24 protein-coding genes and 4 tRNA genes are annotated in these 24,747 nt (G+C 39.1%); 7 read left to right on the top strand and 21 right to left on the bottom strand.

Features of this window, described 5'->3' with window-relative positions; genetic code table 11:
* The first annotated feature begins 197 nt into the window (after positions 1-197).
* From AACL18_RS03565 to AACL18_RS03555, 3 genes are all read left to right on the top strand, one after another.
* Positions 198-809, top strand: a complete 612-nt coding sequence (locus tag AACL18_RS03565) for an outer membrane beta-barrel protein (protein WP_339051460.1) — start codon at positions 198-200, stop codon at positions 807-809.
* Between the two features lie 201 nt (positions 810-1,010).
* Positions 1,011-1,655, top strand: coding sequence for an outer membrane beta-barrel protein (locus AACL18_RS03560; RefSeq protein ID WP_339051459.1), 645 nt, complete (start codon positions 1,011-1,013; stop codon positions 1,653-1,655).
* A gap of 238 nt (positions 1,656-1,893) precedes the next feature.
* The gene (locus AACL18_RS03555) at positions 1,894-2,493 is read left to right on the top strand and encodes an outer membrane beta-barrel protein (protein ID WP_339051457.1); all 600 of its coding nucleotides are present in this window, start codon (positions 1,894-1,896) and stop codon (positions 2,491-2,493) included.
* A gap of 73 nt (positions 2,494-2,566) precedes the next feature.
* Here AACL18_RS03555 and uvrA read toward each other — a convergent pair whose 3' ends face one another.
* Positions 2,567-5,437 carry an excinuclease ABC subunit UvrA gene (gene uvrA / locus AACL18_RS03550; RefSeq protein WP_339051455.1) on the bottom strand — a complete coding sequence of 957 codons (2,871 nt, stop codon included), beginning with the start codon at positions 5,435-5,437 and terminating at the stop codon, positions 2,567-2,569.
* A gap of 192 nt (positions 5,438-5,629) precedes the next feature.
* Here uvrA and ssb point away from each other — a divergent pair, with 192 nt between their 5' ends.
* Entirely contained in the window at positions 5,630-6,100 is a 471-nt protein-coding gene (ssb, locus tag AACL18_RS03545) for a single-stranded DNA-binding protein (RefSeq protein ID WP_339051453.1), read from the top strand.
* Positions 6,101-6,459: 359 nt separating this feature from the next.
* A complete protein-coding gene (locus AACL18_RS03540) occupies positions 6,460-6,789 on the top strand; it encodes a BON domain-containing protein (protein ID WP_339051451.1) in 330 nt (109 codons plus the stop codon).
* A 77-nt stretch (positions 6,790-6,866) separates the two neighbouring features.
* On the opposite strand, the gene AACL18_RS03535 is transcribed toward AACL18_RS03540, so the two are convergent.
* On the bottom strand, positions 6,867-8,717 hold the full coding sequence (locus AACL18_RS03535) for a transglycosylase SLT domain-containing protein (protein ID WP_339051450.1): 1,851 nt from the start codon (positions 8,715-8,717) through the stop codon (positions 6,867-6,869).
* A gap of 25 nt (positions 8,718-8,742) precedes the next feature.
* On the opposite strand from AACL18_RS03535, the gene AACL18_RS03530 reads away from it, so the two are divergent.
* The gene (locus AACL18_RS03530) at positions 8,743-9,939 is read left to right on the top strand and encodes a DNA recombination protein RmuC (protein ID WP_339051449.1); all 1,197 of its coding nucleotides are present in this window, start codon (positions 8,743-8,745) and stop codon (positions 9,937-9,939) included.
* 262 nt (positions 9,940-10,201) lie between these two features.
* Positions 10,202-10,522 carry a hypothetical protein gene (locus AACL18_RS03525; protein WP_339051447.1) on the top strand — a complete coding sequence of 107 codons (321 nt, stop codon included), beginning with the start codon at positions 10,202-10,204 and terminating at the stop codon, positions 10,520-10,522.
* Between the two features lie 110 nt (positions 10,523-10,632).
* Here the strand turns inward: AACL18_RS03525 and AACL18_RS03520 are convergent, their stop codons facing one another.
* From AACL18_RS03520 to AACL18_RS03430, 19 genes are all read right to left on the bottom strand, one after another.
* Positions 10,633-10,857, bottom strand: coding sequence for a DUF378 domain-containing protein (locus AACL18_RS03520; RefSeq protein WP_339051445.1), 225 nt, complete (start codon positions 10,855-10,857; stop codon positions 10,633-10,635).
* 688 nt (positions 10,858-11,545) lie between these two features.
* The gene (locus tag AACL18_RS03515; protein ID WP_339051443.1) at positions 11,546-11,992 is read right to left on the bottom strand and encodes a universal stress protein; all 447 of its coding nucleotides are present in this window, start codon (positions 11,990-11,992) and stop codon (positions 11,546-11,548) included.
* A 92-nt stretch (positions 11,993-12,084) separates the two neighbouring features.
* A tRNA-Pro gene (locus AACL18_RS03510) sits at positions 12,085-12,161 on the bottom strand.
* A gap of 100 nt (positions 12,162-12,261) precedes the next feature.
* Positions 12,262-12,561, bottom strand: a complete 300-nt coding sequence (locus tag AACL18_RS03505) for an integration host factor subunit alpha (protein WP_339051441.1) — start codon at positions 12,559-12,561, stop codon at positions 12,262-12,264.
* A gap of 6 nt (positions 12,562-12,567) precedes the next feature.
* Positions 12,568-14,943, bottom strand: coding sequence for a phenylalanine--tRNA ligase subunit beta (gene pheT / locus AACL18_RS03500; protein ID WP_339051440.1), 2,376 nt, complete (start codon positions 14,941-14,943; stop codon positions 12,568-12,570).
* 1 nt (position 14,944) lies between these two features.
* Positions 14,945-15,961 (bottom strand): phenylalanine--tRNA ligase subunit alpha, encoded by a 1,017-nt coding sequence (pheS, locus tag AACL18_RS03495; protein WP_339051599.1) that lies wholly within the window; start codon positions 15,959-15,961, stop codon positions 14,945-14,947.
* Between the two features lie 116 nt (positions 15,962-16,077).
* Complete coding sequence (locus AACL18_RS03490) at positions 16,078-17,874, bottom strand: hypothetical protein (RefSeq protein ID WP_339051439.1); 1,797 nt, start codon at positions 17,872-17,874, stop codon at positions 16,078-16,080.
* A 239-nt stretch (positions 17,875-18,113) separates the two neighbouring features.
* Positions 18,114-19,112 (bottom strand): ankyrin repeat domain-containing protein, encoded by a 999-nt coding sequence (locus AACL18_RS03485; RefSeq protein ID WP_339051438.1) that lies wholly within the window; start codon positions 19,110-19,112, stop codon positions 18,114-18,116.
* 152 nt (positions 19,113-19,264) lie between these two features.
* On the bottom strand, positions 19,265-19,453 hold the full coding sequence (locus AACL18_RS03480; RefSeq protein WP_339051437.1) for a Trm112 family protein: 189 nt from the start codon (positions 19,451-19,453) through the stop codon (positions 19,265-19,267).
* Positions 19,446-20,144 (bottom strand): tRNA (adenosine(37)-N6)-threonylcarbamoyltransferase complex dimerization subunit type 1 TsaB, encoded by a 699-nt coding sequence (gene tsaB / locus AACL18_RS03475; RefSeq protein ID WP_339051436.1) that lies wholly within the window; start codon positions 20,142-20,144, stop codon positions 19,446-19,448. Before tsaB ends, AACL18_RS03480 begins: the two co-directional genes overlap by 8 nt.
* Positions 20,145-20,149: 5 nt before the next feature.
* Complete coding sequence (locus tag AACL18_RS03470) at positions 20,150-20,425, bottom strand: hypothetical protein (protein ID WP_339051435.1); 276 nt, start codon at positions 20,423-20,425, stop codon at positions 20,150-20,152.
* Positions 20,426-20,433: 8 nt separating this feature from the next.
* Complete coding sequence (locus tag AACL18_RS03465; RefSeq protein WP_339051434.1) at positions 20,434-20,736, bottom strand: hypothetical protein; 303 nt, start codon at positions 20,734-20,736, stop codon at positions 20,434-20,436.
* A 212-nt stretch (positions 20,737-20,948) separates the two neighbouring features.
* Entirely contained in the window at positions 20,949-21,272 is a 324-nt protein-coding gene (gene fdxA, locus AACL18_RS03460) for a ferredoxin FdxA (RefSeq protein ID WP_339051433.1), read from the bottom strand.
* A 34-nt stretch (positions 21,273-21,306) separates the two neighbouring features.
* Positions 21,307-21,393: transfer RNA gene (locus AACL18_RS03455), tRNA-Leu, on the bottom strand.
* A 36-nt stretch (positions 21,394-21,429) separates the two neighbouring features.
* Positions 21,430-21,503: transfer RNA gene (locus tag AACL18_RS03450), tRNA-Cys, on the bottom strand.
* Positions 21,504-21,671: 168 nt separating this feature from the next.
* Positions 21,672-21,747, bottom strand: a tRNA-Gly gene (locus AACL18_RS03445).
* 36 nt (positions 21,748-21,783) lie between these two features.
* Positions 21,784-22,332, bottom strand: coding sequence for a CDP-diacylglycerol--glycerol-3-phosphate 3-phosphatidyltransferase (gene pgsA / locus AACL18_RS03440; RefSeq protein WP_339051431.1), 549 nt, complete (start codon positions 22,330-22,332; stop codon positions 21,784-21,786).
* Positions 22,333-22,388: 56 nt separating this feature from the next.
* Positions 22,389-24,221, bottom strand: a complete 1,833-nt coding sequence (gene uvrC / locus AACL18_RS03435) for an excinuclease ABC subunit UvrC (protein WP_339051430.1) — start codon at positions 24,219-24,221, stop codon at positions 22,389-22,391.
* Positions 24,222-24,307: 86 nt separating this feature from the next.
* Positions 24,308-24,607: a hypothetical protein gene (locus AACL18_RS03430; protein ID WP_339051429.1), complete on the bottom strand. Its 300-nt coding sequence runs from the start codon at positions 24,605-24,607 to the stop codon at positions 24,308-24,310.
* Positions 24,608-24,747 lie beyond the last annotated feature (140 nt).

The raw sequence follows: 24,747 nt of genomic DNA, 5'->3' as shown, positions 1-24,747 counted from the left end.
CCCCTTTTTAAGGGGTTTTTCTTTTTTTTCATTAGAAAAATGATTTTTAAGAGATTTCCTATAAAAATAGTCCTATGGATGACTAATTTAGGACTTTTTGCTCAATTATCCTTTTAAACATATTGCTTATTTTTTAGACAAATGATATAAAAGGTCCTTAATTTAACTAGTTAAATTCTCATGAGGAAAATAATAATATGTTTAAACGTATAATCGCAGTAAGCGTACTGGGCGTTTCCGCGCTCGGTATGATGGCTGCCAATGCAACGACTCCTGGCGTTTATGTTGAAGGACAAGTTGGTTATGCCAACACCGGAAAACACTTTGTAAAGCCTTTCCCTTCTTCAGGAAAAGTTTCTTCCAAATATCAAGGTGGTTTAGCAGGTCGTTTGGCGATTGGCTATCAATTTAACCCTAATTGGGCAGTTGAAATGGGATATTTACAATTAGCTCAGCAAAAAGCTAATGTAAAATCAAACATTTCCAAGCAATCTGTCACACTTAACCAACATGCTTTTGATGTCGTTGGAAAGGGTATTCTTCCTATTAACAATAAGCTTGATATTTATGCTAAAGCAGGTATGGCTTATCTAGTAAACGACCTAAAAGCTGATGTAGTGAGTGGACCATCTATTATTGCGCCATTGGCTAAACATAGCTGGGCCCCTGAAGCAGGTGTAGGCGTAACGTATAATATAAGCTCTAATGTGTTTATTGATACTGCTTTTACGCATATTCAACCCATGGGTAAAAATAGACCGAATAACATCAATATGACCACGATAGGTTTAGGATTTACTTTCGGTTAATTTTGTTTAAACCAACATTCTGTTTGTAAAAAACCCCTGGAATAGGGGTTTTTTTTGGTTCTTTTGCCGCTTTGATCCACCTTTAGGCCTATTTCATTCCCATATATCAATATTATTGATAATAAAGTTGACAACTATTTATTCAAGTGATAGAAATGCCGACAGTTTAACTAGTTAAATTCTTACGAGGAAAATAATAATATGTTTAAAAAAATAATCGCAGTGAGCGTATTAGGCGTTTCCGCGCTGGGTATGATGACTGCTAATGCAACAACTAATGGTATTTATGTGACTGGCCAAGCCGGTTATGCAAAGACGCACATGAAGAATACACTCTCTTTTGATCCCGTTCTTCCTGGCGGTAAAACAATGCCTAACGGCGATGTGGCTGGACGCTTAGCAATCGGTTATCAATTCAACTCAAACCTAGCTGTCGAATTGGGTTACCTACAATTATCTAAGTTAAAAGCGACTTCACCCCATACACCCGATTACTACGCTGGATTAGTAACGTTAAAGCAAAATGCCATTGATTTGGCTGCTAAAGGCATTTTACCGATCAACGATAAGTTTAATATCTATGGAAAATTAGGTGTTGCTTACTTAACCAGTGAGGCGGATTACCTTAATAAAGATACGGGTAATAACAACAACAACTGGAATGGTGATAACTTGGGTGTCGCTAAACATCAATGGGCTCCTGAAGCAGGTATTGGTGTAGGTTTCAACATCACACCTAATGCTTTTGTTGATACCTCATGGACACATATCCAACCAATCGGTGGAAAAAACAAACCCGGCAATATTGACTTTGTTGCGGTAGGTATTGGTTACAGCTTCGGTTAATTCCTGAGTTTAAACCAACATTTCGGTATATTAAAAAACCCCTGTTTTAGGGTTTTTTTTTAATCCTTACTGCGCATAAGTCTCTAAAAATTTATTAGAAATATTGATAATAAAGTTGACAACTATTTATTTGAATGATAGATAATAGACAGTTTAACTAGTTGAACCTTACGAGGAAAATAATAATATGTTAAAAAAAATAATCGCAGTAAGTGTATTCGGCGTTTCGGCACTGGCAATGATGACTGCTAATGCAACAACTAATGGTGTGTATATCACTGGCCAAGCCGGTTATGCAGAGACGCACATGAAGAATAAAATCTTTTTAATGCCCGTCCTTCCTGGCAGTAAACCAATGCCTAATGGTGGGATAGCTGGACGTCTAGCAATTGGTTATCAATTCAACCCTAACTTAGCTGTTGAATTAGGTTACCTAGAATTATCTAAACTAAAAACGACTAGCCCTAATATCACAGTACATGGAGAGTGGTATGCACCGGGATCAATAACATTAAATCAAAACGCCATTGATGTGGCTGCTAAAGGCATTTTACCGATCAACGATAAGTTTAATGTCTATGGAAAATTAGGTGTTGCTTACCTAAGCAGTGATCTTACCTACCTCAATGAACATACAGGCAATACAAACAACGATAATCATGACTTTGGTATCGCTGAACATCAATGGGCTCCTGAAGCAGGTATTGGTGCAAGTTTCAACATCACAAATAATGTTTTTGTTGATACCTCGTGGACACATATCCAAACTATCGGTGGAAAAAAGAAACTCGGCAATATTGACTTTGTTGCGGTAGGTATTGGCTACTCATTTGGCTAATACGTCAATCTAGAATTTTCCTAAAAAAAACCCCTGTTCTAGGGGTTTTATCATATATAATTATTGTCTTCAATTAACCATGACGACTACCATTTTCACTGGATAAGCTGCGTTTTCCTAGTAAGGGTTTTAAATATTGACCGGTATATGAGGTCGGTTGTTTGGCAACCTGCTCAGGTGTGCCGACACAAACGATTTCGCCACCTTTGCTACCGCCTTCTGGACCAAGATCAATAATCCAATCCGCAGTTTTGATCACATCCAGGTTATGTTCAATTACTACTACGGTATTCCCGCGCTCACGCAGACGGTACAGCACCTTTAATAATTGTTCGATATCATAAAAATGTAAACCGGTCGTTGGCTCGTCCAAAATATACAGTGTACGGCCGGTATCGCGTTTACTGAGTTCTTTAGCCAATTTAACACGTTGCGCTTCGCCGCCGGATAAAGTCGGCGCGCTTTGACCCAAGTGTAAATAACCCAGTCCGACTTCGATTAGGGTTTGTAATTTTCGTGCTAAAACAGGAACAGGATTAAAAAATTCGTGCGCTTCTTCTACGGTCATTTCTAGGATTTGATAAATATTTTTTCCTTTGTAACGGATCTCTAAGGTTTCACGATTATAACGCTGACCTTTACAGACATCGCACTGTACATACACATCCGCTAAGAAATGCATTTCTACTTTGAGCACACCATCGCCCTCACAGGCTTCACAACGCCCACCTTTCACATTAAAACTAAAGCGTCCCGCTGTGTAACCACGTGAACGCGCTTCGGGCGTAGCAGCAAATAAATCGCGTATCGGTGTAAACAAACCGATGTACGTGGCCGGATTGGATCGCGGCGTGCGCCCTATCGGACTTTGATCTATATCGATCACCTTATCCAGCCGTTCTAAGCCAGTAATGGATTGATAAGGTGCTGCTTGCGGCAAAATGGCCGCATTTAATTTTTTCGCTGCAAGTGGATATAAGGTGTCATTTATCAGTGTTGATTTTCCAGAACCTGACACGCCAGTAACGCAGGTCATTAAACCAAGGGGAATTTCAACATCAATCTGTTTTAAGTTATTGCCGCTCGCGCCAGACAGCTTAATCACATTATTCTTATCGAATTTGCAGCGTTTTTTAGGTAATTCAATACGTCGCTCGCCGGATAAATATTGACCAGTTAATGAATTTGTATTGCGCATAATTGCAGCGGGCGACCCTTGAGCAATCACGCGACCGCCATGCACACCCGCACCCGGGCCCATATCAACCACATAATCTGCATGTCGAATGGCCTCTTCGTCATGTTCAACGACTATCACGGTATTGCCTAAATCGCGCAATCTCAGCAATGTACTTAACAAACGACCGTTATCACGCTGATGCAAGCCTATCGACGGCTCATCGAGTATGTACATCACCCCCACTAAACCTGAACCAATTTGACTGGCTAAACGAATCCGTTGCGATTCACCGCCAGATAAGGTATCAGCACTACGATTCAATGACAGATAATTTAAACCGACATCAATTAAAAAGTTTAAACGATCGATGATTTCTTTTTGTAAGCGCAAAGCGATCTTTGCACGTTGACCCGATAAATTTAATTTTTCAAATAATTCTTTTAATTTATCCAGTGGTAAAGCCACCCAATCGGTAATGGCTTTATCCGCAATAAAAACATGCCGCGCTGCGACATTAAGACGTGTACCTTGGCAACTGGTACACGGTTTAGAGGCTAAATAACGCGCTAAATCTTCACGCACTGAATGCGATTCCGTCTCTTGATAACGGCGCTGCATGACCGGTATCACCCCTTCAAAGGGTTTCTTCTTCTTATAGACATAACCTTTTTCACTCTCGTAATGAAATTTTATTTCTTCTTTGCCACTTCCATACAAAATAATTTGCTGAATAGTATCTGGTAATGCATTAAAAGGTGACTCTAAAGAAAAATGATAATGTTTCGCTAAGGTCGATAACAACAAAGAATAATAAGGATTTTGTGCGTCCCAACCACGAATAGCACCGCGCGCGATACTTAATTCCGGTTGTGGTATCACCTTATCCGCATCAAAAATCATTTCATGGCCTAAACCATCACATTGCGGGCAAGCACCGGCCGGATTATTAAAAGAAAATAAACGCGGTTCTAACTCGCTAATACTATAACCACACTCTGAGCACGCAAAACGCTCAGAAAAAACTAATTCCTGCGACGTCTTTCCTGACGCCTCTTGCACCACCACCGTCACTAAACCTTCACTCAAGCCTGCTGCAGTAGCTAAAGATTCACTCAAACGTAATCGATTGTCAGGTTTGACTCTCAGTCTATCGATCACAACATCAATGTTATGTTTTTGCTTAGCTTTTAAAGACGGCATTTGATCCAATTCGATCAATTCACCGTCAATGCGCGCTCGTAAATAACCTTGGCTACGTAATTCATCAAATAAAGGTTTAAATTCACCTTTTCGACCTTGTACTTTTGGTGCCAAAATAACTAGGCGCGTCTCATTCGGTAGCGCCATCAATGTATCCACCATCTGACTCACACTTTGCGCGGCTAAACTGGTGTTATGCACAGGACACCGTGGCTCACCAATTCGAGCAAACAACACGCGCAAATAATCATAAATTTCAGTAACCGTACCGACGGTCGAGCGTGGATTATGCGAGGTTGATTTTTGATCAATCGCAATCGCGGGAGAAAGTCCTTCGATATGATCGACATCCGGTTTTTCCATCATGGAAAGAAATTGCCGTGCATAAGACGACAAGGATTCCACATAGCGACGCTGACCTTCAGCATATAAGGTATCAAAGGCTAACGAAGATTTACCCGAGCCGGATAATCCAGTCACCACAATTAATTGATCACGTGGAATATCGAGATCGATATTCTGTAAATTATGGGTGCGAGCACCACGAATGCGAATTGTATCCATAGATAATTAGGAAAGTTTTGATGCAAAAGCTAAAATCTTTATCAGCTATTGCTGAAACACCACACTATAACCTTGAAAATTATGAAAAGAAACCTCTAAAAACCTCCTTTTTAATGCTTTCTTTTTTGTGCGACAAGATTTAGAATTCAATGTTAAACTGTTTTAATTTAGTTAGCGCAGGAGTATTCGAACATGGCTAGAGGCATTAATAAAGTTATTTTAATCGGCAACTTAGGTGCTGATCCGGAAATGCGTCATATGCCCGGCAATGGTGCAGCAGTAACCAATATTAACCTTGCCACTAGCGAAAGCTGGAAAGATAAAGCGACTGGCGAACAACAAGAGCGCACCGAATGGCACCGCGTGATTTTATTCCAACGCCTCGCTGAGATTGCCCATGAATATTTAAAAAAAGGTTCTAAAGTTTATATTGAAGGGCGTTTACAAACACGCAAATGGCAAGATAAAACAACGGGCCAAGATCGCTATACTACCGAAATTATTGCCAATGAAATGCAAATGTTAGATAGTCGCGGTGGCAGCACGGGCAGTGAATCACCCTCCTTCGCTACACAAAATACTTCCGCTGCGCGACCCAAACGCGAAGCTGACAAATTACCAGAAATGGCCAGCGAAGCATTTGATGACGATATTCCATTTTAACTGTATTTTCCAAAATATCATCATCGGGTAGTATACCTATCATTTTTATGCTGCGCACTGCAGTGCGCAGCAATCCTTTGTACATTTTATGCACATAATCTATCTCATTTAAAATGAAAGTACTTGATTTATTTACCGACTTGACTAATCTTTTTATAGGGAACATTTATTCTCAAAGAAGAGCGAACACGAGGGGGGATAGTGAAATATTTAATTGCTTGGTTATTAGGCATACCTATTGCTGTATTGTTACTTATTTGGTTATTCAGTCATCTATTTTAAAATCTAACCCTTCATAGAATAAAATTTTTATATACAAAATGATCCAGGTTCTATTTTCAAGTAGGAGTATTCATACTATGAAAGCAAAGTTATTTGTTATCTTAGGCTTAATCGCATTACCGATGGTAGCTACAATAGCCATGAGCAGCCATCGCGCCATGCAACAAGAAACCACTGGTCAATATGTTGACAGTAGTGTCATTACCTTAAAAGTGAAATCTAAATTATTAGCCGACCCAGATATAAAAGGTCTCGCTATTTCAGTCATGAGCAATAAAGGTCAAGTCAAACTCGGCGGTTTTGCGAATAATTGGGCACAAAAACAAAAAGCCGGCATGCTTGCTAAACAAGTTGAAGGCGTCACCGGTGTAACCAACAATATTGTTGTTAAAAAAATGCATCGATAAAAAATAAAAAACTATTAGGTAAGAAAAACAAGGTTCATCCTTGTTTTTCTTACTCTATAATTAAGTGTGAAGCGTAATTAGATTTGACTATAAATACTGCGCGCCAAGCTAACACTTTTAACATAATCACGTGTTTCCTTCCAAGGTAAAATCTCTACCCAAACATCTTTTGCTAGGCGCTGATACAATCCTTGAAAATGTTTCACCCGATTAGGGCCGACGTTATAAGAAGCCGTTGCTAAGGTTGCATTGCCATCAAATAATTTTAATAACTGTCTTAAATAAATACTACCTAAGCGAATATTCTGTTCAGGATCAAGCAAATCTAGACGGCGTAAAGCCAGGCTGCGCGCTAATTGGCTACCAGTACTCGGCATAATTTGCATTAACCCTAAAGCACCAGCACTGGATTTAGCATTCCACATAAAAGCACTTTCTTGACGCATAATTGCCCAGACCCACGCCGAGTTTAAATGGGTTTTACGCGCAGCTGCCAGTACTGAACGCCGATAAGCAAAGGGGAAACGTAATTTAATATCATTGTGAATATTCGCTTTGCTCGCACCCACAATAGCTAAGTCATACCAACCCCATTGTTTAGCCAATTGCGCAGCCGCTTGACGTTCAGACAAGCTCAAACTATCCAGTGCCCATAACCATTCCTGACGCGCTTCACCCACAAAACCTAAAGCCAGCAATTCTTTAGCACGTTGTATGGCAAGATGATTCCCGAGTGCGGCGCGATCACCCAAAATATTACGCGTAGACGGATGATAGTTTAACTTCAAACGTTGACTGGCTAGTACACCATAATAATCAACTTCTTTAGCGAGACTTGTATAAATGCTATTCGCCGCTGCAATTTGCTTGGTCTCAGCTAAGGCCCGCGCCCGCCAATAACGCCAACATGCGGATTGCTGTTCTTTGTGTGACAAATGATCCAACCAATAAAGCACCTTATCCCATTGGCCATTTAACAAACTATTCCGTACGCGCCATTCACGTAAGGTGGCATCGGCATAAATCGGTTTAATTTTTTTTAACCAAGCACCCGCTGCACTGTGACCACGTCTAGCTAAACCGACAGCGAGATCAGCCAATATTTGCTGGGTTTCTGCTTCAGTTAAATCATAGGCTTTACTTAATTGCGACCAATCTTCTGCTAATGTGATAGGATCTTTATTTGCCAAACGTTTCATACCAAACAATAAAATTTTTCGATCGATAGTATTATCGGGATCAAATTGATTGCTGTGTTTAATTAACAAGGGATAGCGTTGCACTCGATACCAATGTTTAACTTGTTGGCGTTGTGCTAACGGTAAAAATTGTGCAACGTGTTGAATAACGTTGACATTATTTTTGTTCATTGCTTGATCTAATTTTTTCCAAATTAAATCGGAATTCAATCCGCCGGATTGCTCCCAACGACCAAAAACTTTACGACAAACACTCGGCGGTGAATTAACTTCTAACCAAAGTGAGGCTATTTTTTTAAACGCTAAAGATTTTTGTTGCGTCGCTAATAAAGATTGCAGGTAATAACATTGTAATGGTGTACCATAAATAGGTTGATAGTAATGAATGAAATGATTCCAATCCTGTTTTTTGGCCAAATAAGCTAACCAATCAGCACGTAGCCTAACAGCCAAAGGTGTATCGTTATAGGTTTGCAAAAACTCGTCGATTTCAGCGCTATTTGCATAAGACCATTGTTGTTTTAATTTGATAAAAATTAAATAAGGATATAAAGGGTAATCTTTTAGTTTAACTTTTAAAGCAGAAAACTGTGGATAATGTTTAGTCATTAACAGCTGTCTCGCCTGCCAAAATAGTTTTCGTTGTTGATCTCTATTCTCAGCGTGGGCTAAACATGGCCATATCAAGAGTAAACTTATGATCAATACGGTGCTTTTTACAGTCCCCATAGCATTCTAAGAGTAGGAAAAATTTATGCCCCTCTATTTTATATATATCACTTTAGGGCTGCTTACCAGCTTAATCGCTTTTACATTATTGCATTTTTATAAATTAGAACGTCAACACGACAAATTAATCCAAATGGAAAGTCGTTGGACAGATATCAATCGTTTACTCAATCAACTGCATGATGCGCGGGTTATTGATCAACGTCATACAGCAGCCAACAAAGAGCAACTTTTACTCCAACTCAATACCTATCGCCAACAATTTGATCAACATCAACTAAATAGTTTAAAACTGTTACAAGATAGTTTACAACAAGGTTTGCAGCATATCAGTCAACGTATGGACAAATTAACTGAAAACACACAAGAAAAATTATTGGCGATTAGTGGTCAAGTCGAAAAACGTTTATTTGATGGCTTTGCACAAACCACCGCTACATTTGCTGATGTGGTAAAACGATTAGCATTGATCGATGAAGCACAAAAACGCATCACTGAACTTTCCACGAATGTGGTTAATTTACAACAAATTCTTGCCGACAAACGCTCGCGCGGTGTTTTTGGCGAAGTACAACTGCATGCCTTAATCGAAAATGTCTTACCAACAAAAAATTACAGTCTACAACATACCTTAAGTAATGGGAAACGTGTCGATTGTCTGTTACTGCTACCCCCACCCACCGGTAGCATCGCCATCGATGCTAAATTTCCCTTAGAAGGTTTTAGAAAATTAACCGAAATCGATCTACCAAAAAGTGAACAACGTGCAGCGGCAGCGCAATTTCGCCAGGATATCCGCCATCATATACAAGCTGTCGCCAGTAAATATATTATTCCCGGCGAAACTTCAGAAGGTGCTTTATTATTTATTCCTGCTGAAGCGATTTTTGCCGAAATTCACGCCCATTATTATGATTTGGTCGAAGAAGCACAGCGTCAACGCGTCTGGTTGGTCTCACCGACAACGATGATGGCCGTTCTCACCACCACCAGCGCTATTTTAAAAGATGCCGCGACACGCGAGCAAATCCATTTGATACAAGAACATTTAAGTGTTTTAGCCAAAGACTTTTCACGTTTCAAAAAACGTATGGATGATCTATCCCGTCACATACAGCTTGCCTATACCGATATTCAAGACGCTAAAACCTCGGCGGATAAAATCACTTCACGTTTTGAAAAAATTGAAAAGGTTGAATTAAGTGCTAATTTGCTGGAATAAAACTGAACAACTGAATTATTTTTCACGGCAAGTAACATTTGCCACAAAAATTGTTTATCTAATAAAAATAATAAGGATAATTTTTTAATTAAGACTTAAGTTTTTGGTGTTATCTTAAAAATGTCATTAATCGAGGAGAAAATATGTCCAATGTTGTAATAATTCAGCTTAATGACAATCTAGAACAAGGAACAAGAAAAAATGAAAGCATAAACCCCTGTTCTCAATTAGGAAAACATTACTATCAGCTAGCATAACTGCTATGCGATGGACTAGCTGGTGGGTAGGAGTACTCGTAATAAATACAGCAATAGGTGCATTACCCGGTTTAATAGCGGGTGCAGTGTCTGGATCTGCTTATGCACAATGGAACCAATGTATTGAAGAAAAAAATTCATATGTCGTTGATAAGTGCACTTTGACATCTGCGGAGTTTGGCTATGGAGCTTTATATGGCGCAGCGGCGACTGGACTTATAGGTCCTGCTTTAACAATATTTGGACTTTTTAAAAACCCAACTATCGACGGTGCCAAAAATTCCATGATTGCGGGCGGTTGTGGTCTTGCAACGTGCAAAAAATAACACTAAAACTTCTTTTTTGGTTATGGGATAAACTTTATTGGTAGTTTTTATTAAAAAAATAGTATCCCCCCCGTACGAGACGGGAGGTTTTTTGATGAGCTGATACCGATTTAAGGTACTGAAACATGATTTTTACAGCAACTAATCGCACGCACTAGTACATAAATTGCACATAAACCAATGATAATATAAATAATTCTAGCTATCGGGCTGTAATCTCCAAAGATGCCGGTAACTAAATCGAAATGGAATAAACCGACTAAACCCCAGTTCAAACCACCGATAAATAAGATAACAAGTGCAATCCAATCTAAAACGCTCGGACTTTTGAACATAAATACTCCTTTATTTAAGCAAGTGAAACTCACGTAACACACTAAACGTCTTATTTTTGGCTCATTTGACAGTAATACCCCCTTACTGTAGCTCAAAAATTTAAGATAAACAAATTTTGTTAATTCGACAACATACTTTAAGCTTTATTCCAAGCAATTAGGCTAGTGTAATGCTAAACAATTATTGTCCTTAAACTTTGTATAAATATCTTCTTATTTATATTAATTAATAAAAAATAACTATTATTTTTAATAGTCAAATAAAATATACTTGGAATACACGTAGATCCCATTTGTGGCTGAACGCCGCAACCAAGTGTCAGCATAAACCAAAAAAAGAATTATAAGCAAAAATTTTTTAGTCAACTGCATCAACTTGATCCATCTATAATTGTAAATGTAGTTGGAAAATGTTGGTTTATATCACTTCCACATGCATTATAATTGATTAATCCACCAAAAATTTAATATTAAATTTAAATTTCCGTATTCGAGTTAATCATGTTTTTTATTTTTTCTAAATGATAATAATTACTATTCAATAGTATTCTTAGAGGAATAATTATGCAAGAACAATCAGTGCTAGAAAATTAAAAACGAAACCATACATTAACGTATGGTAAACGTTAGTTGATTTTGTTAAATAATAACAACTATTAATTAACGGTTACCCAATACAAAGTAAATATTAAGCTTTGAGTTCAGGAATCTTCACCACTAAGGCGTCACAAGATAGATGGTGGATTACAGCACTGGCTGTAGATCCAAATAACACTCCAATACCATGTCGACCATGGCTACCAATGATAATTAAATCAGTTTTTAATTGTTTCATTTTATCGAGTATCACCACTTTCGGGGATCCGACTTCAACAAATTGATGTTTTGTAGGGATATCAAATTTTTTCGATACTTCTGCTAATTGTTTTTGCGCTTCGGCTAGCATTTCACCTTCTAAATCGATGACAGCAGGGTAGGCTTGAGCAACACCATAAGCATTAATATGTTCCACTGCATGAATGACCGATAAGCTGATATGCCCACCTTTGGCTAAGGCGTGAGCACGCTTCAAGATAATGTCATCACAGGTAGGGTGTAAATCTATCGCTACTAAGATATTTTCATAAATTGTCATATCTTATCTCCTGACTTTAGGTAAATAAACTATATTCCTAATATTTATCCTACACTAAGCAGACAAAGATATACAGCGATAGTATTAAACTTTGGTCGGGACGACTGGATTTGAACCAGCGACCACCTACACCCCATGCAGGTGCGCTACCAGGCTGCGCTACGCCCCGAGCAGCGCACATTGTAATGTCAGGACCGTCAACTCGCAACTAGCAATTAATTCCAAAAGCAATTAATCCTTGCAGCAAATGCAATGACAAAAGATTAAAATTAATTTTTTTGATTCTTTAATTGGGATTTTAATTTCTGGCTGGCTTGAAATAACACCACATTCCGGGAAGTGACGATGGTCGTCACACCGGTTTTTGGATTTCGACCCGGTCGTTCTTTTTTTCTACGCCGACGAAAACTACCTAAACCGGAGATTTTAACCGGCTCCCCTTTTTCTAAGGCAAATACAATTTCTTCAAAAAAAGCATCCGCCAGTTTTGTTGCTAGAGGTCGGCTGAGACTGGGCTCTTGTTGTCTTAAGCTGTTAATTAAATCAGCTTTAGTTAACACTGGGCTCATAGTACTTTAATCCCGTATATGAATAGCAAAACTCTGTTTAAGATTGTCGATTACTTTTTGCATTAAATCATCCACTTCAGCATCAACTAAGGTACGTGTCGGATGCTGCCAACATAAAGCCAAAGCTAAACTACGTTTTTGCGGTTCTTGTGCTGAAAAATAGACATCAAACAGGAAGGATCGATACAACAACTCACCCGCTTTATGATTCACACGCTGCAAAATAGTTTGTGCGGGATATTTTTCATCTACCCAAAAAGAAATATCCCGTCTTACCATAGGAAATTTAGAATAAGCTTTAAATTGTGGCAAATGCCTGTGCTTAATGGCAGAAGTTTCTAGTTCAAAACAATACACAGGACCCATTAGATCTAATTCAGTGATGATTTTTGGATGTAAAGCGCCAAAATAACCGACAATCTTACCCTCACGTAGTAAGTCACTGGATAGACCGGGATGTAAAGCAGGATGTGTTCCTGGCATAAACTGAATATCGTTTTTAGCGGTTAAACTCAGTAAGGCTTCCAGATCAGATTTCATCGTAAAAAAATCTAAGGGTGTGTTAGCAACACCCCATTGTTCCGGTAAACTATGCCCACTGGCAACGGCAGCTAAATATTCTTGCTGTTCAAGTTTTTCTTTATGCAACTGAAAACAAACACCCGTTTCAAATAAACGACAACTTAATTGCTGTCGTTGTTGATTATAGCGCAAAGCATTCAACAAACCCGGCCATAAACTGGTACGCATCACTGAGAGTTCACTGGAAATCGGATTTAGCAAACTGATTGATTCAACGTGCGGAATTAGCGTTTGCTGTAGTTTAGGCGCTGTAAAGCTATAATTGATGGCCTCATGATAGCCTCGGTCGATAAGTAAATCTTGCAGACGAGTTAAGGAAAGTTGTGTTTCAGATTGCGGTAAAAATCTTAAAGGACTATTCGGCAGTGTGACTGGAATATGTTGATAACCATGAATCCGCGCTAACTCTTCGATGAGATCAACTTCTAAGGATAGATCAAAACGCCAAGTCGGCGGCGTTACCTGCCAAGCGTGCGCATCCTTATGTTGTACATTAATTCCTAAGCTAGCAAAAATTGTCGAAATTTTTTCTTCGTTTAAGGAAAAACCTAAAAATTTTTGTAAATACGCCGGACGAAATTTTATGTTGGGCACAGCCTGGGTTGCTGATTGCACCTGCGTGATAGGCCCTACTTGACCGCCCACTATTTCCGTCAATAATTCTGTCGCCCGCTCCAAAGCCGACACAGTAATAGCCGGATCCACACCGCGTTCAAAACGGTAAGCCCCATCGGTATTCAATCCATACTGCCTAGCACGACCGGCAAGGCATTTGGGATTAAAAAAGGCGCTTTCCAAAAATACATCCTGAGTTTGCTCGGAGACAGCAGAATGCAAACCGCCCATTATACCGGCTAACGCTAGCGCTTGATTTTTATCCGCAATCACCAAGGTATTTGTATCTAAAACCACGTTTTTACCATCTAATAAAGTAATTTGTTCTTGCGCCTTGGCATAACGTACACACACTTCATCTTTTAATTGCTTAAGATCAAAGGCGTGCAGCGGTTGACCTTGTTCTAACATCACATAATTTGTCACATCCACCACGGGATGAATGCTACGCACACCACTACGACGTAAACGCTCTTGCATCCATAAAGGTGTTTTGGCTTGCGTGTTGATATTACGGATAATTCTTCCGGTATAATGCGGACAATCTGCTACGGCAGTCACTTTAATAGTCAATTTATCTTCTATAAGCGCCGTCTGTTTGACAATGGCAGGTTCAGTCAGTGTTTGCTGCGTTATGGCGGCAATATCACGGGCTAAGCCTTTGACACTTAAGCAATCGCCGCGATTAGGTGTCAGATGAATATCCAAACAATGATCATTTAATTGCAAATACTCGCGAATATCTTTACCGAGGGGTGCATCATTAGGTAATTCCAAGATCCCGGCATCTTGTGTTACTTCAGCAAGACCTAACTCACTGCTGGAACATAACATGCCCTGTGAAAGCACACCGCGTAATTTAGCTTCCTTAATCAATACCTCGTTGGGTAATTGCGCGCCTACTTGTGCAACAGCAACTTTTAAACCCACTCGACAATTTTTAGCACCGCACACGATCTGCAAATCTGAATCCATACCAATATTCACTTCACACACTTGTAAACGTGAGGCATCGGGATGCGGCACTGCGCTTAACACTTCACCGACAACAACTTGATTAAACGCTCCGGCAACCGGATGCACTGCAGCGACTTCTAAGCCGGCCAAAGTAAGTTGTTCAGCCAATTGCTCGACACTTAAGTTAGGGTTCACCCAGGTACGTAACCATTGTTCGCTTACTTTCATATTAAAATTGCTCTAAAAAACGACAATCATTTTCAAACATTAAACGCAAATCGGGAATTCGATAACGTAATAAAGCTAAACGATCGATGCCCATACCAAACGCATAGCCTTGATATTTATCCGGCGCTACACCCACTTTTTCTAAAACATTAGGATGCACCATGCCACAACCTAATATTTCTAACCATCCGGTCTGACTGCACACACGGCAGCCTGCTCCGTCACACATCACACATTGGATATCTACTTCCGCCGAAGGTTCAGTAAATGGAAAATACGCAGCACGAAAACGAATCAATAGATCGTTTTTTTCAAAAAATTTCTGTAAAAACTGCGTTAATAAACCTTTGAGCTCAGAAAAATTAGCTGACTCATCGATCAACAATCCTTCAACTTGATGAAACATCGGTGTGTGTGTGACATCTGAATCGCAACGATAGACCCGGCCGGGTGCAATCATTTTTATCGGCGGTTTAGCGTCTTGCATGGCGCGTATCTGTGCGGGTGACGTATGCGTGCGCAACAGTAAACCATTCGCAAAATAAAAGGTATCATGTAAAGCACGCGCTGGATGATTTTTCGGAATATTCAATGCTTCAAAATTATAATAATCATTCTCGATTTCAGGACCTTGCTCCATCGTAAAACCCACGCTGGTAAAAAAATCGACAATGCGATTACGCGTACGCGTTACGGGATGCAAACTGCCATTCGACTGGCCACGACCAGCTAAGGTGATATCCACTTTTTCACGCGCCAATTGCGCGTTGATTTCTTGGTTGACTAATAACGTACTCTGCGCTTTCAACAAGGCTTCAATTTGTTGCTTAGCTTGATTAACCGCTTGTCCTGCTTTAGGTTTTTCAGCCGCTGGCAACTGAGCTAATTTTTTAAGGAAATCATTTAATGCACTTTTTTTACCTAATAGCGAGCTACGTAATTGTTCTAAATCAAAAGAACGTTTTGCTTCGGCTATCGACTGCGCCGCTTGCTGAATAATTTGTTGCAAATCATCTATCATGAAACTAAACCTTTTTTAATTCTTGAATCAGATGCAGAGCTCGGCTCTATAAATCGTTCAGTCTAGCATATCCGTAAGATATATCGGTAGAAAATATCCGCAGCTAAAGAGATCTATGCTGAATTTCTGATTGTTACCGAACTAGTCCGGCTCAGCTCATTTTCAGAAATAAGTGATGGCAAAGTAATATTTACCGTAGGTAACAATACGTAAACAGGATTTTGAGTTAGGTCAGTACTTCCACCCGTTTTATATCCACACTCGTTCAAGGAATCTTTACTGATTTTGCTCGCTATATTTCTGCTATTTTCTGCATGATCATCCTGTTTACCGAGCGTACCCGCTAGCGCAGAAAAAAAACATGCTACTGCCGCAAAAGCTGAGATGAGTTTTCCATCGAAAACTTGGATGGATCGACCTGCTGCATTGGCAGTTAATAAAATACCATGCGTGATCCGACCCAAAAGAGATTTTTTATTGGCTGCAGACACGCGCTCTTCAATCTTCTGTGTCGTATTCGGATCAGTCGGTGCAAACAATTGCTTGAAACCGCTACAGAAATTAAGGATAGTTATTACTGTAAACGGAAGATCTCCCAAAAACGCAGCAAAACCCACGATCCAAGAACCTATTAAAGTAAATGCAGGAACTAAGCTAGGAATCCCAGTGAAACATATGAAAAATAAGCCAAATAATGCAAAACCCGTAAACACAACTTGTAAAAGATAACTTAACAACTGCGTAACAGTAAGATTTTTCAATGCTTTTATTTCTTTAATAAGACATTCTAAAAACTCCCTACCCGAAGAAAACTTCGTTTGAATAATATTAACTAAATAAACCCATGCTTTAAATATAAGTAAGCTTAAACCTAGCGTCATTCCGAATATTAAAACGCTGATTAAAATAGCAGGTAATATCGCGGGTAGCGTTGGGAAAAGCGTAGCAAGTAATGCCATACCAAACATAATAGTTAAAGAAGCATTGCTGAGGCCAACACAAACTGAAAAAAAAGCACCGATTACAAGCAAATATTTCATACTTATTGACAATTGCTTGCGTTTACCTTGTTGGTCAATCACTTCGGTGATGCCACCGTTTTTTGCTAAAGTGCGTAAAAATTTACTGCTGTGAACAGAAAAAAGACCATAATTTGCATAAGTACTCGCAGAAAATATAGCCAATCCCGCCAACCCAGCAACTACTAAAGGAGCGCCAAGTCCATTTAATAATAAGAATATAAATCCACCGGTAGCCAAGCCGACAGCTAATGCGCTAAGCAAGCCAATACAAATAGCAAATCCGTGTAAAAACTTATCTGTTAGGGGGGTAAAGAACAAAATAGCCTCAGCCGCTTTATCAAAAGTTTGATTGATATCCTTAGGAGTTTCACTCTTTAATGCACGAATACAATCAGTAAGACAATCTATAAGTTCTGCATTTAATTCACAATTGATGGGAGGTAAATCTTTATCGATAAATACACTGACTTCATTTTGTAATTTATTGACTTCTGCGATCAAGGCAGCATGGATAGATCGTCGAAAAGATTTGTCTATACCGCTTTTGAACGTAATTTCTTTGCGTAATTTTTTGTCTTTTTGTTTACGTAATGCAGGATCTTCCCACGCCTTTAAAAAGCTTTGTAGATTCCAAAGCCTCGTACATAAACTCTGCTGATTAGAGGGAAAACGTAAAAATTTAAGTGTGAAGCGATTTGCAATATATTTAAAGAATCTTTTCTTTTTATCCGTTTCATCAGCAAATGTTCCTTCTACACAATTATTAACATCTTGGACAAACTCCTTTTCCAGAATATCTCCTAATTGATATAAAAGCTTAATATAAGCAGAAAAATTTCCTTCCAGTAATAATTGATTATTTGCTTCGATTAATAGCTTGAATTGCATAATGATTTTTTTATTTTTGTGGAAATTTGTCACGCGCTTATGAATTCGATATTTCTATATTAATGCAACATGACATATTTAATTATAAATGCTAAAACTTAGGTTTTGCTTAAGTGATTTAAAATAAAATCATCCAGAACAAACGTATTTTAAAAAGAAAAATGAAATGCATTAATACTATCGCATTAGAAGATACTCGGACTAAAATATAGCTTTAAATACCTGACTTTTATTAACGGTTAGGAAGTTAGTCTAAAATGATCCGAAACTGATAATCCAGCAACTGATAAGTCACCATTTCTTTCCTCCTTAGGAAGATTAAAAAGAGCAAAATTTTTAAGACTACTATATTTTACGTTTTTTGCTTGCAGTGCTTCTAGCACTTTAGGTAGATGGCTGTTTATTTGAAAAGTAAAAAGAGGAAATTTTTCAGCTGATATTTTTAATTGACTGATTAAATGGGCTTCATTACTCGTAATCAACACTAAATTTAGATTGTTTTCAGTACAAAGACTGTACATTGAAAAACCCCAAATAGGATGTACATTTTTCATACGGTCAAGTTCTGTGACAAGCGCATCCCATTGCTCACTATTTTTAGATGTCATACCCTCTGGCTTTTCTGCATCGGGATTTTTAAATAAAATATTCGCTTGGAGTAATTTTGTCATTCTTTGGGAATCAACGTCAGATTTCGATGCCACATCGATCGGCCTAAAACCTTTTTCGCCTTCTGTATAGGGATTAGCACCGTATTGCAATAAAAGATTGACTAGGGTTTCTTCCTTTTCTCCTACCTCATCTAATTCGACAGCCCTATGCAGAGGCGTATTACCTAAAATATCTTTAGTATCTACATCAGCACCGTATTTTAGTAGTAAAGCGATGGCTTTTCGTGCGCGAAATACAGCTGCCAGATACAAAGGTGTTCTACCAAACCCGTCCTGTGCATTTAAACAGGCTCCTTGTTTTATAAGAAATTTTATTAATTTTATCGGTTGAGAAGTATCGATCGCTTGATGCAGTAAGGTATAATTATCTTCCTCTTTTCCCATTTTCATATTTATATTCAGGTTTTTCTTTTTAAGAAGATAGACAATAAAATCAATATCATGTTTTATCTCCATTGCTTTAAATAAAGCAAAATTTAAAGCTTCGGGCGACACATTTAATTGCATATCAAGTATTCGAAAATCTACCATATTCTGTTTTATTTTTTTTACGCTTTGTTCATCCATACCTGCCTTTCCTTTATAAAAATGTAATCTGCGTTGATTGCTTAATAGTCGCTATTAAGCGGTTTGATTTTACGCCAACGCTAAAAAAAATAATTTTTTGTTTACTGAATTAGTAATAATCTTGATTAAAAAAACATCAAAAATACAGCGCTTTAACTCAAGCGATCATATTCTTCTAAAGTTATTCTTCTCGCTTCTGTCTCTAACATAATCGGAATCTCATCTCGAATAGGATAAGCCAAACGATCAAAACGACAGATAAGTTCTTGAGCCGATTTTTCATACACCAAACTTGCTTTGCATAACGGGCAAACTAGAATACTGAGCAAATATTTATCCATCGCAACCTCGTCGTAGAGCGACTGTTTCTCTTAAATAAGTCGGTAAAGCTTCGGCCGCAGTAACTATTTCACCACGCCGATAAGCATCTGCGGCAATCACCGCAGCGTCATAGGCCTTAGGATAACGTTGTGGAACCCAACGCTGCAACTGATTCTTGAATTCTGTTTCGAATAAGTCATGGTATTGATCCCAACCACTACCGACTCCCACGAAACGGGTTAAACCGCTCATGTCACATTGGTGTGGTAAGCATAATTGTTCAACGCCGCAGGCTTGCATAATTGCTGTTTCAGTATGTAAACGATAGGCAGCAGAAAAAACCTCCTGTAAACGCGCGTCGATAGCCGTTAGCACCCGCGGCGCTTGCAATTCTCGATAAGCACCTTGTGCCAAACAATGTAAACTAGACACTAACACAACCGGTAAATCAGCAGCAAAAGCACTCGCTTGAATAACGCTTGCAGCAATACGTATTCCAGTAAAACTACCGGGTCCACGTGTAAAAGCTAACGCGTCCAGATCGCGTAACTTAAGCCCCGCTTCATCTAACAAGGATTGCATCATCGGTAAAATCAGTTGTGAATGGGCGCGCGGTGCACATTGATAACGTTCCTGTATATGCTCTTGGTATAACAAGGCCGCCGAACAGGCTTCGGTACAGGTATCAATGGCTAATAGCTTAAGTGACATACATTTTAGTTATACTTTAACGCTTCGCCATAGTAATTGGCTGCAGCAGAGGACAATTCACCCGTTTCTTTATCAGGGATATAAAAAAACTGTGATTGAAATTTATTCACGATATTAGCATTACTGGATTGATCTTTGCTAATTTTTGCACTGTCAGGTTGTTGTTTTTTTAAATAATCAAGTACTGCTACTCGTTTTAGCGGCGGTATTGGCAAATCCTTTAACCACTGCTCGATGCGTGGTAGCTTAACTACATAATCGACTAATTGTTCAAAATTCAAATTAGCGCTTAAGCTCTGAAAGCATGAAACACGCCTAGCAAATATTGATAACCCAGCTCGGTTATTCTTACCGCTTTAACTAAAAGAATAATTTTGACTTGATAGTTAAATTTGACGTCCTGATCCTCTGGGCGCAAATCTTGTTTTTGCGTATACTGCATTTTTGCAATCAAATAGACATAAGCGGTAATCCCTTGCCAAAAAGGGATCATTTGCTTTTGAATGAGATAAATAAGATATAAATTACAATCGCGATTATTCCAAATTTTTGCCCGAAAATTTCCTCTACGATTGCTTTTTTTAAGCAACACAGTCGCGGATCATTCGCTGTTAAATTATTTAAAACAGCGGCGATAGTTTTATTTTTTTGAACTAATTCTAATAGATTGTCGTGCATGGGTTGCACAACATTTGAACTTGAAGCATTCGGCTTCTTGTAATTTTCATCCATAAAAATTAATGTTTATTTAATTAATAGATTTATTAATAAATGGTATTGCGTGAAGCGCAATTTTTAACGTACTCATTTTTCAAGATATTGTAATTTATCTTCTTTATCTTTCCATTCATCGGCGTCGGCAGGCGGGTCTTTACGGTGCGTAATATTCGGCCATTTTTGCGCGAGTTCTTTATTCAACGCTAAAAATTCTTGGTACTTTTCCGGCAAATCATCTTCGACATAAATAGCATTGACTGGACATTCTGGTTCACACAGACCACAATCAATGCATTCGTCAGGATGGATTACCAACATGTTCGGCCCTTCGTAAAAACAATCGACCGGACATACCTCGACACAATCGGTATATTTACAACGTATACATTTTTCAGTGACTAAAAATGTCATTGGACTACTTTAAAAATACAAATTGAATTAAATCTGGTGCCCGGGGCCGGACTCGAACCGGCACAGTGTTACCACCGAGGGATTTTAAGTCCCTTGCGTCTACCAATTTCGCCACCCGGGCAATATAATATTATCTTTCTTTTTCTTGCTCTCTAACTGGAGGCTAGGGCCGGAATCGAACCGACGTACGCGGCTTTGCAGGCCGCTGCATGACCACTCTGCCACCCAGCCAATCTCTTTATATCTAATGGCTTTGTCTTTTTGTTAATTTCTTCGTTGGATGCTCGTTTCCGGTGCTCATGTACTTCGCAGTACATTCTGCTCCTCAACAATCACCCGCCTTGAACTTAACAAAAATACTTCAGCCTCTGTGTCTATAACATCTAAAAATAAAAACTTTGGAGCGGGAAACGAGGCTCGAACTCGCGACCTCAACCTTGGCAAGGTTGCGCTCTACCAACTGAGCTATTCCCGCAAAACGGGTGTTATTGTAACTGCATGAAAAATACTGTCAAGAAGATAAATCATGCCAAGCCGCTTTTAAATATAAACACATACTCCATAACGTTAACAATACTGCAAGATAAAGTAACACATAACCTGACCAAGCAAATCCTATCCAAGCGTCCGGTTTATAAAGTAGTAATAAAATGATGGCTAACATTTGTAAAATTGTTTTTATTTTCCCTATCATGGTTACGGCCATGTGCTTACGTTTACCAATTTCTGCCATCCATTCACGCAATGCAGATACCATAATTTCGCGACAAATAATAACAATCGCGGGAACCGCTAAATAAGGTAAGGAGCGATCACCGACTAATAATATCAATGCTGTTACAACAATTAATTTATCCGCAACCGGATCGAGGAATGTACCTAGTTTAGATACTTGACCTAAACTGCGTGCTAAATAACCATCTAACCAATCCGTCATCGCAGCAAAAATAAAAATGATCGCGGCCAATATATGGCTACCTCGAAATGGTAAATAAAATAATAAAATAAAAAATGGAATTAAAACAATGCGCAGAAAGGTCAATGTATTGGGGATACCCATAAGGTGTATACCAGCAGCTAGCAAATTTTGTGATTAGCTTAGTGTAACCGGTTAGTTTAGGCTTTTAAAGCTAAATAAATCTGTTCGGCTAAACGTTTACTGATACCGGGTACCTTAGCGATATCGGGGGCACTGGCATTTTGTAAGGCTTGTAACCCACCAAACTGGCGTAATAATTCGCGGCGTCGTTTCGCGCCGATACCTGGAATATCTTCCAATGCCGAAGTTCGTCTTTTTTTTGCACGCCGACCACGATGACCGGTGACAGCAAAACGATGTGCTTCATCGCGTATCGTTAAAATAGCACGCAAGGCCAATGAATCGGCTGCTAATGTAATCGCTTGCGATCGGGAAGAAAGATATAGGCTTTCCCGTCCTGATCGTCGCCCCGGTCCTTTCGCCACGCCTATAATGAGGACACCACTGATCTGTAATTCTTCTAAAACGTGTTCGGCCTGTTTTAATTGACCTTTACCGCCGTCGATAAGCAAAACATCCGGTAAATTTTTTTCTTCTTTCTTCAAATATTTATAACGGCGTAGCAGTGCTTGACGCATTGCCGCATAATCATCGCCAGGCGTAATATCCTCAATATTAAAGCGCCTATAATCCATTTTTCGTGGACCTTGTGCGTCAAATACCACGCACGATGCCACTGTTGCTTCGCCTTGTGTGTGACTAATATCAAAGCATTCTAAACGTTGCGGTAAATTATCCAGGCGCAACGCCGTTTGCAAACATTCGAGTTGTTTATAAAACGCCAATTTATCCGAAAGATGCGCGGCTAAGGCTTGTTGTGCATTGTCATTGGCCAATAGCAACCAGTGCTGCTTTTCACCGCTCGGTTTACTCAGTAATTTAACTTTATGTCCCGAACGCTCCGCTAGCGTAGCCATTAACCAGGCTTGTTCGGCAATTTTTAACGGCAAAATGATCTGTTCAGGAATGCTATGCGTAATTTCATTTTGTAAATAAAATTGTCCAATAAAAGCCGATAACACTTCTGCGGCTTCATGTTCTGGAGGAACATTCGGAAAATAGGCTTTTCCACCCAATAATCGACCATGGCGCACATTCATCACATACAATACATAATGAGAGGTTTGTTGTGCTAAACCAATAATATCCAAATTTCCCTGGCCGGTAGTAATGACTTGTTTTTGTTGAATTTCACGCAGCGCTGCAATCTGGTCACGCAAACGCGCTGCAGTCTCATAATCTAATTCTTGAGCTGCCTTTTCCATTTGTTCAGCAATATCATCGATAACCGTTTGATTTTTTCCTTGTAAAAATAAAACGGTATTGTTTACATCACGCTGATAATTTTCTGATGTAATCAATCCAACACAAGGGCCGGTACACCGTTTAATTTGGTATTGTAAGCAGGGTCTAGTACGATTGCGGAAAAAACTATCTTTACATGACCTAATTCTAAATAATTTCTGCAATAAATTTAAAGTTTCCCGGACTGCCAAGATACTCGGAAACGGTCCAAAATATTGATATTCTTTGCTGCGGGCACCGCGATAAAACGCTAAGCGCGGATAACTTTGATGTTTGCTTAAAATAATATACGGATAACTTTTATCATCACGTAATAAAATATTATAGCGTGGCTTGAGTTGCTTAATAAGATTACTTTCGAGTAGTAAAGCTTGGTTTTCAGTTTCAGTCATCGTGGTTTCGATGGCGGTAACCTGTCGCATCATCAACGCAACACGACTACTTTGCTGAGCTCGGAAATAACTGGTGAGACGTTTTTTTAAATTTCGTGCCTTTCCAACATACAATACTTGTTGCTCGACATTTAAAAATAGATAAACGCCAGCACTTTGACTGATAAAAGCAAGTTGCTGCTTTAAATTCGACGTTTCGCTAGCACCTGCCACCACAATCACCCATCAACAACTTAAAAATCAGCTTAAACGCTTGTTCCTTCAAGATGCAAACAGCATCTTGAAGGAACAAGTATATTTTATTTATTTAAGTTATCAAATATCTGTTTTACTGTTTTCAACGCGGGCAAGTTAGGAAACTGCGTAGCCAAAGCATCCACTAAAACGCCGACGCCTTTAAAGCCGGTTTTGGTCGTAGCTTGTTGTTGATTCAGTTCCTTAGAGGCATTAACTTGTTGATTTTGTTGGCTTTTAAGTTGATCTTTAATCATTTGCACTTCGTGGCGTAATTCTGCACAGCAATCGCTGTCTTGCGCCCAAACGGGACTCACCGCAAAAACAGCTAATAGGAATAATGTGACTGGTTTTAATACTGACATCCGAAAAAACCTCCTTATGACCTAAAAAGGGATCCCCGCGCACAGACGTTGCACGTCCAGCACGTACTTAGATTTAACTAGGGTAAACAACCCTTCATTTCGATACCAAACAAACGAAGCATAGTCTAAAGCCTAGAGTT

Origin of the sequence: Rickettsiella endosymbiont of Xylota segnis, assembly GCF_964019545.1 — a bacterium.
Classification (GTDB): Bacteria; Pseudomonadota; Gammaproteobacteria; order Diplorickettsiales; family Diplorickettsiaceae; genus Aquirickettsiella.
This window is presented reverse-complemented; position numbering and strand designations above follow the sequence as displayed.

Excerpts from the sequence above, each read along its gene's own strand:
- AACL18_RS03565 (WP_339051460.1), top strand. The coding sequence starts at position 198 with ATGTTTAAACGTATAATCGCAGTAAGCGTACTGGGCGTTTCCGCGCTC.
- AACL18_RS03560 (WP_339051459.1), top strand. The coding sequence starts at position 1,011 with ATGTTTAAAAAAATAATCGCAGTGAGCGTATTAGGCGTTTCCGCGCTG.
- AACL18_RS03555 (WP_339051457.1), top strand. The coding sequence starts at position 1,894 with ATGATGACTGCTAATGCAACAACTAATGGTGTGTATATCACTGGCCAA.
- uvrA (WP_339051455.1), bottom strand. The coding sequence starts at position 5,437 with ATGGATACAATTCGCATTCGTGGTGCTCGCACCCATAATTTACAGAAT.
- ssb (WP_339051453.1), top strand. The coding sequence starts at position 5,630 with ATGGCTAGAGGCATTAATAAAGTTATTTTAATCGGCAACTTAGGTGCT.
- AACL18_RS03540 (WP_339051451.1), top strand. The coding sequence starts at position 6,460 with ATGAAAGCAAAGTTATTTGTTATCTTAGGCTTAATCGCATTACCGATG.
- AACL18_RS03535 (WP_339051450.1), bottom strand. The coding sequence starts at position 8,717 with ATGGGGACTGTAAAAAGCACCGTATTGATCATAAGTTTACTCTTGATA.
- AACL18_RS03530 (WP_339051449.1), top strand. The coding sequence starts at position 8,743 with ATGCCCCTCTATTTTATATATATCACTTTAGGGCTGCTTACCAGCTTA.
- AACL18_RS03525 (WP_339051447.1), top strand. The coding sequence starts at position 10,202 with ATGCGATGGACTAGCTGGTGGGTAGGAGTACTCGTAATAAATACAGCA.
- AACL18_RS03520 (WP_339051445.1), bottom strand. The coding sequence starts at position 10,857 with ATGTTCAAAAGTCCGAGCGTTTTAGATTGGATTGCACTTGTTATCTTA.
- AACL18_RS03515 (WP_339051443.1), bottom strand. The coding sequence starts at position 11,992 with ATGACAATTTATGAAAATATCTTAGTAGCGATAGATTTACACCCTACC.
- AACL18_RS03505 (WP_339051441.1), bottom strand. The coding sequence starts at position 12,561 with ATGAGCCCAGTGTTAACTAAAGCTGATTTAATTAACAGCTTAAGACAA.
- pheT (WP_339051440.1), bottom strand. The coding sequence starts at position 14,943 with ATGAAAGTAAGCGAACAATGGTTACGTACCTGGGTGAACCCTAACTTA.
- AACL18_RS03490 (WP_339051439.1), bottom strand. The coding sequence starts at position 17,874 with ATGCAATTCAAGCTATTAATCGAAGCAAATAATCAATTATTACTGGAA.
- AACL18_RS03485 (WP_339051438.1), bottom strand. The coding sequence starts at position 19,112 with ATGGATGAACAAAGCGTAAAAAAAATAAAACAGAATATGGTAGATTTT.
- AACL18_RS03480 (WP_339051437.1), bottom strand. The coding sequence starts at position 19,453 with ATGGATAAATATTTGCTCAGTATTCTAGTTTGCCCGTTATGCAAAGCA.
- tsaB (WP_339051436.1), bottom strand. The coding sequence starts at position 20,144 with ATGTCACTTAAGCTATTAGCCATTGATACCTGTACCGAAGCCTGTTCG.
- fdxA (WP_339051433.1), bottom strand. The coding sequence starts at position 21,272 with ATGACATTTTTAGTCACTGAAAAATGTATACGTTGTAAATATACCGAT.
- pgsA (WP_339051431.1), bottom strand. The coding sequence starts at position 22,332 with ATGGGTATCCCCAATACATTGACCTTTCTGCGCATTGTTTTAATTCCA.
- AACL18_RS03430 (WP_339051429.1), bottom strand. The coding sequence starts at position 24,607 with ATGTCAGTATTAAAACCAGTCACATTATTCCTATTAGCTGTTTTTGCG.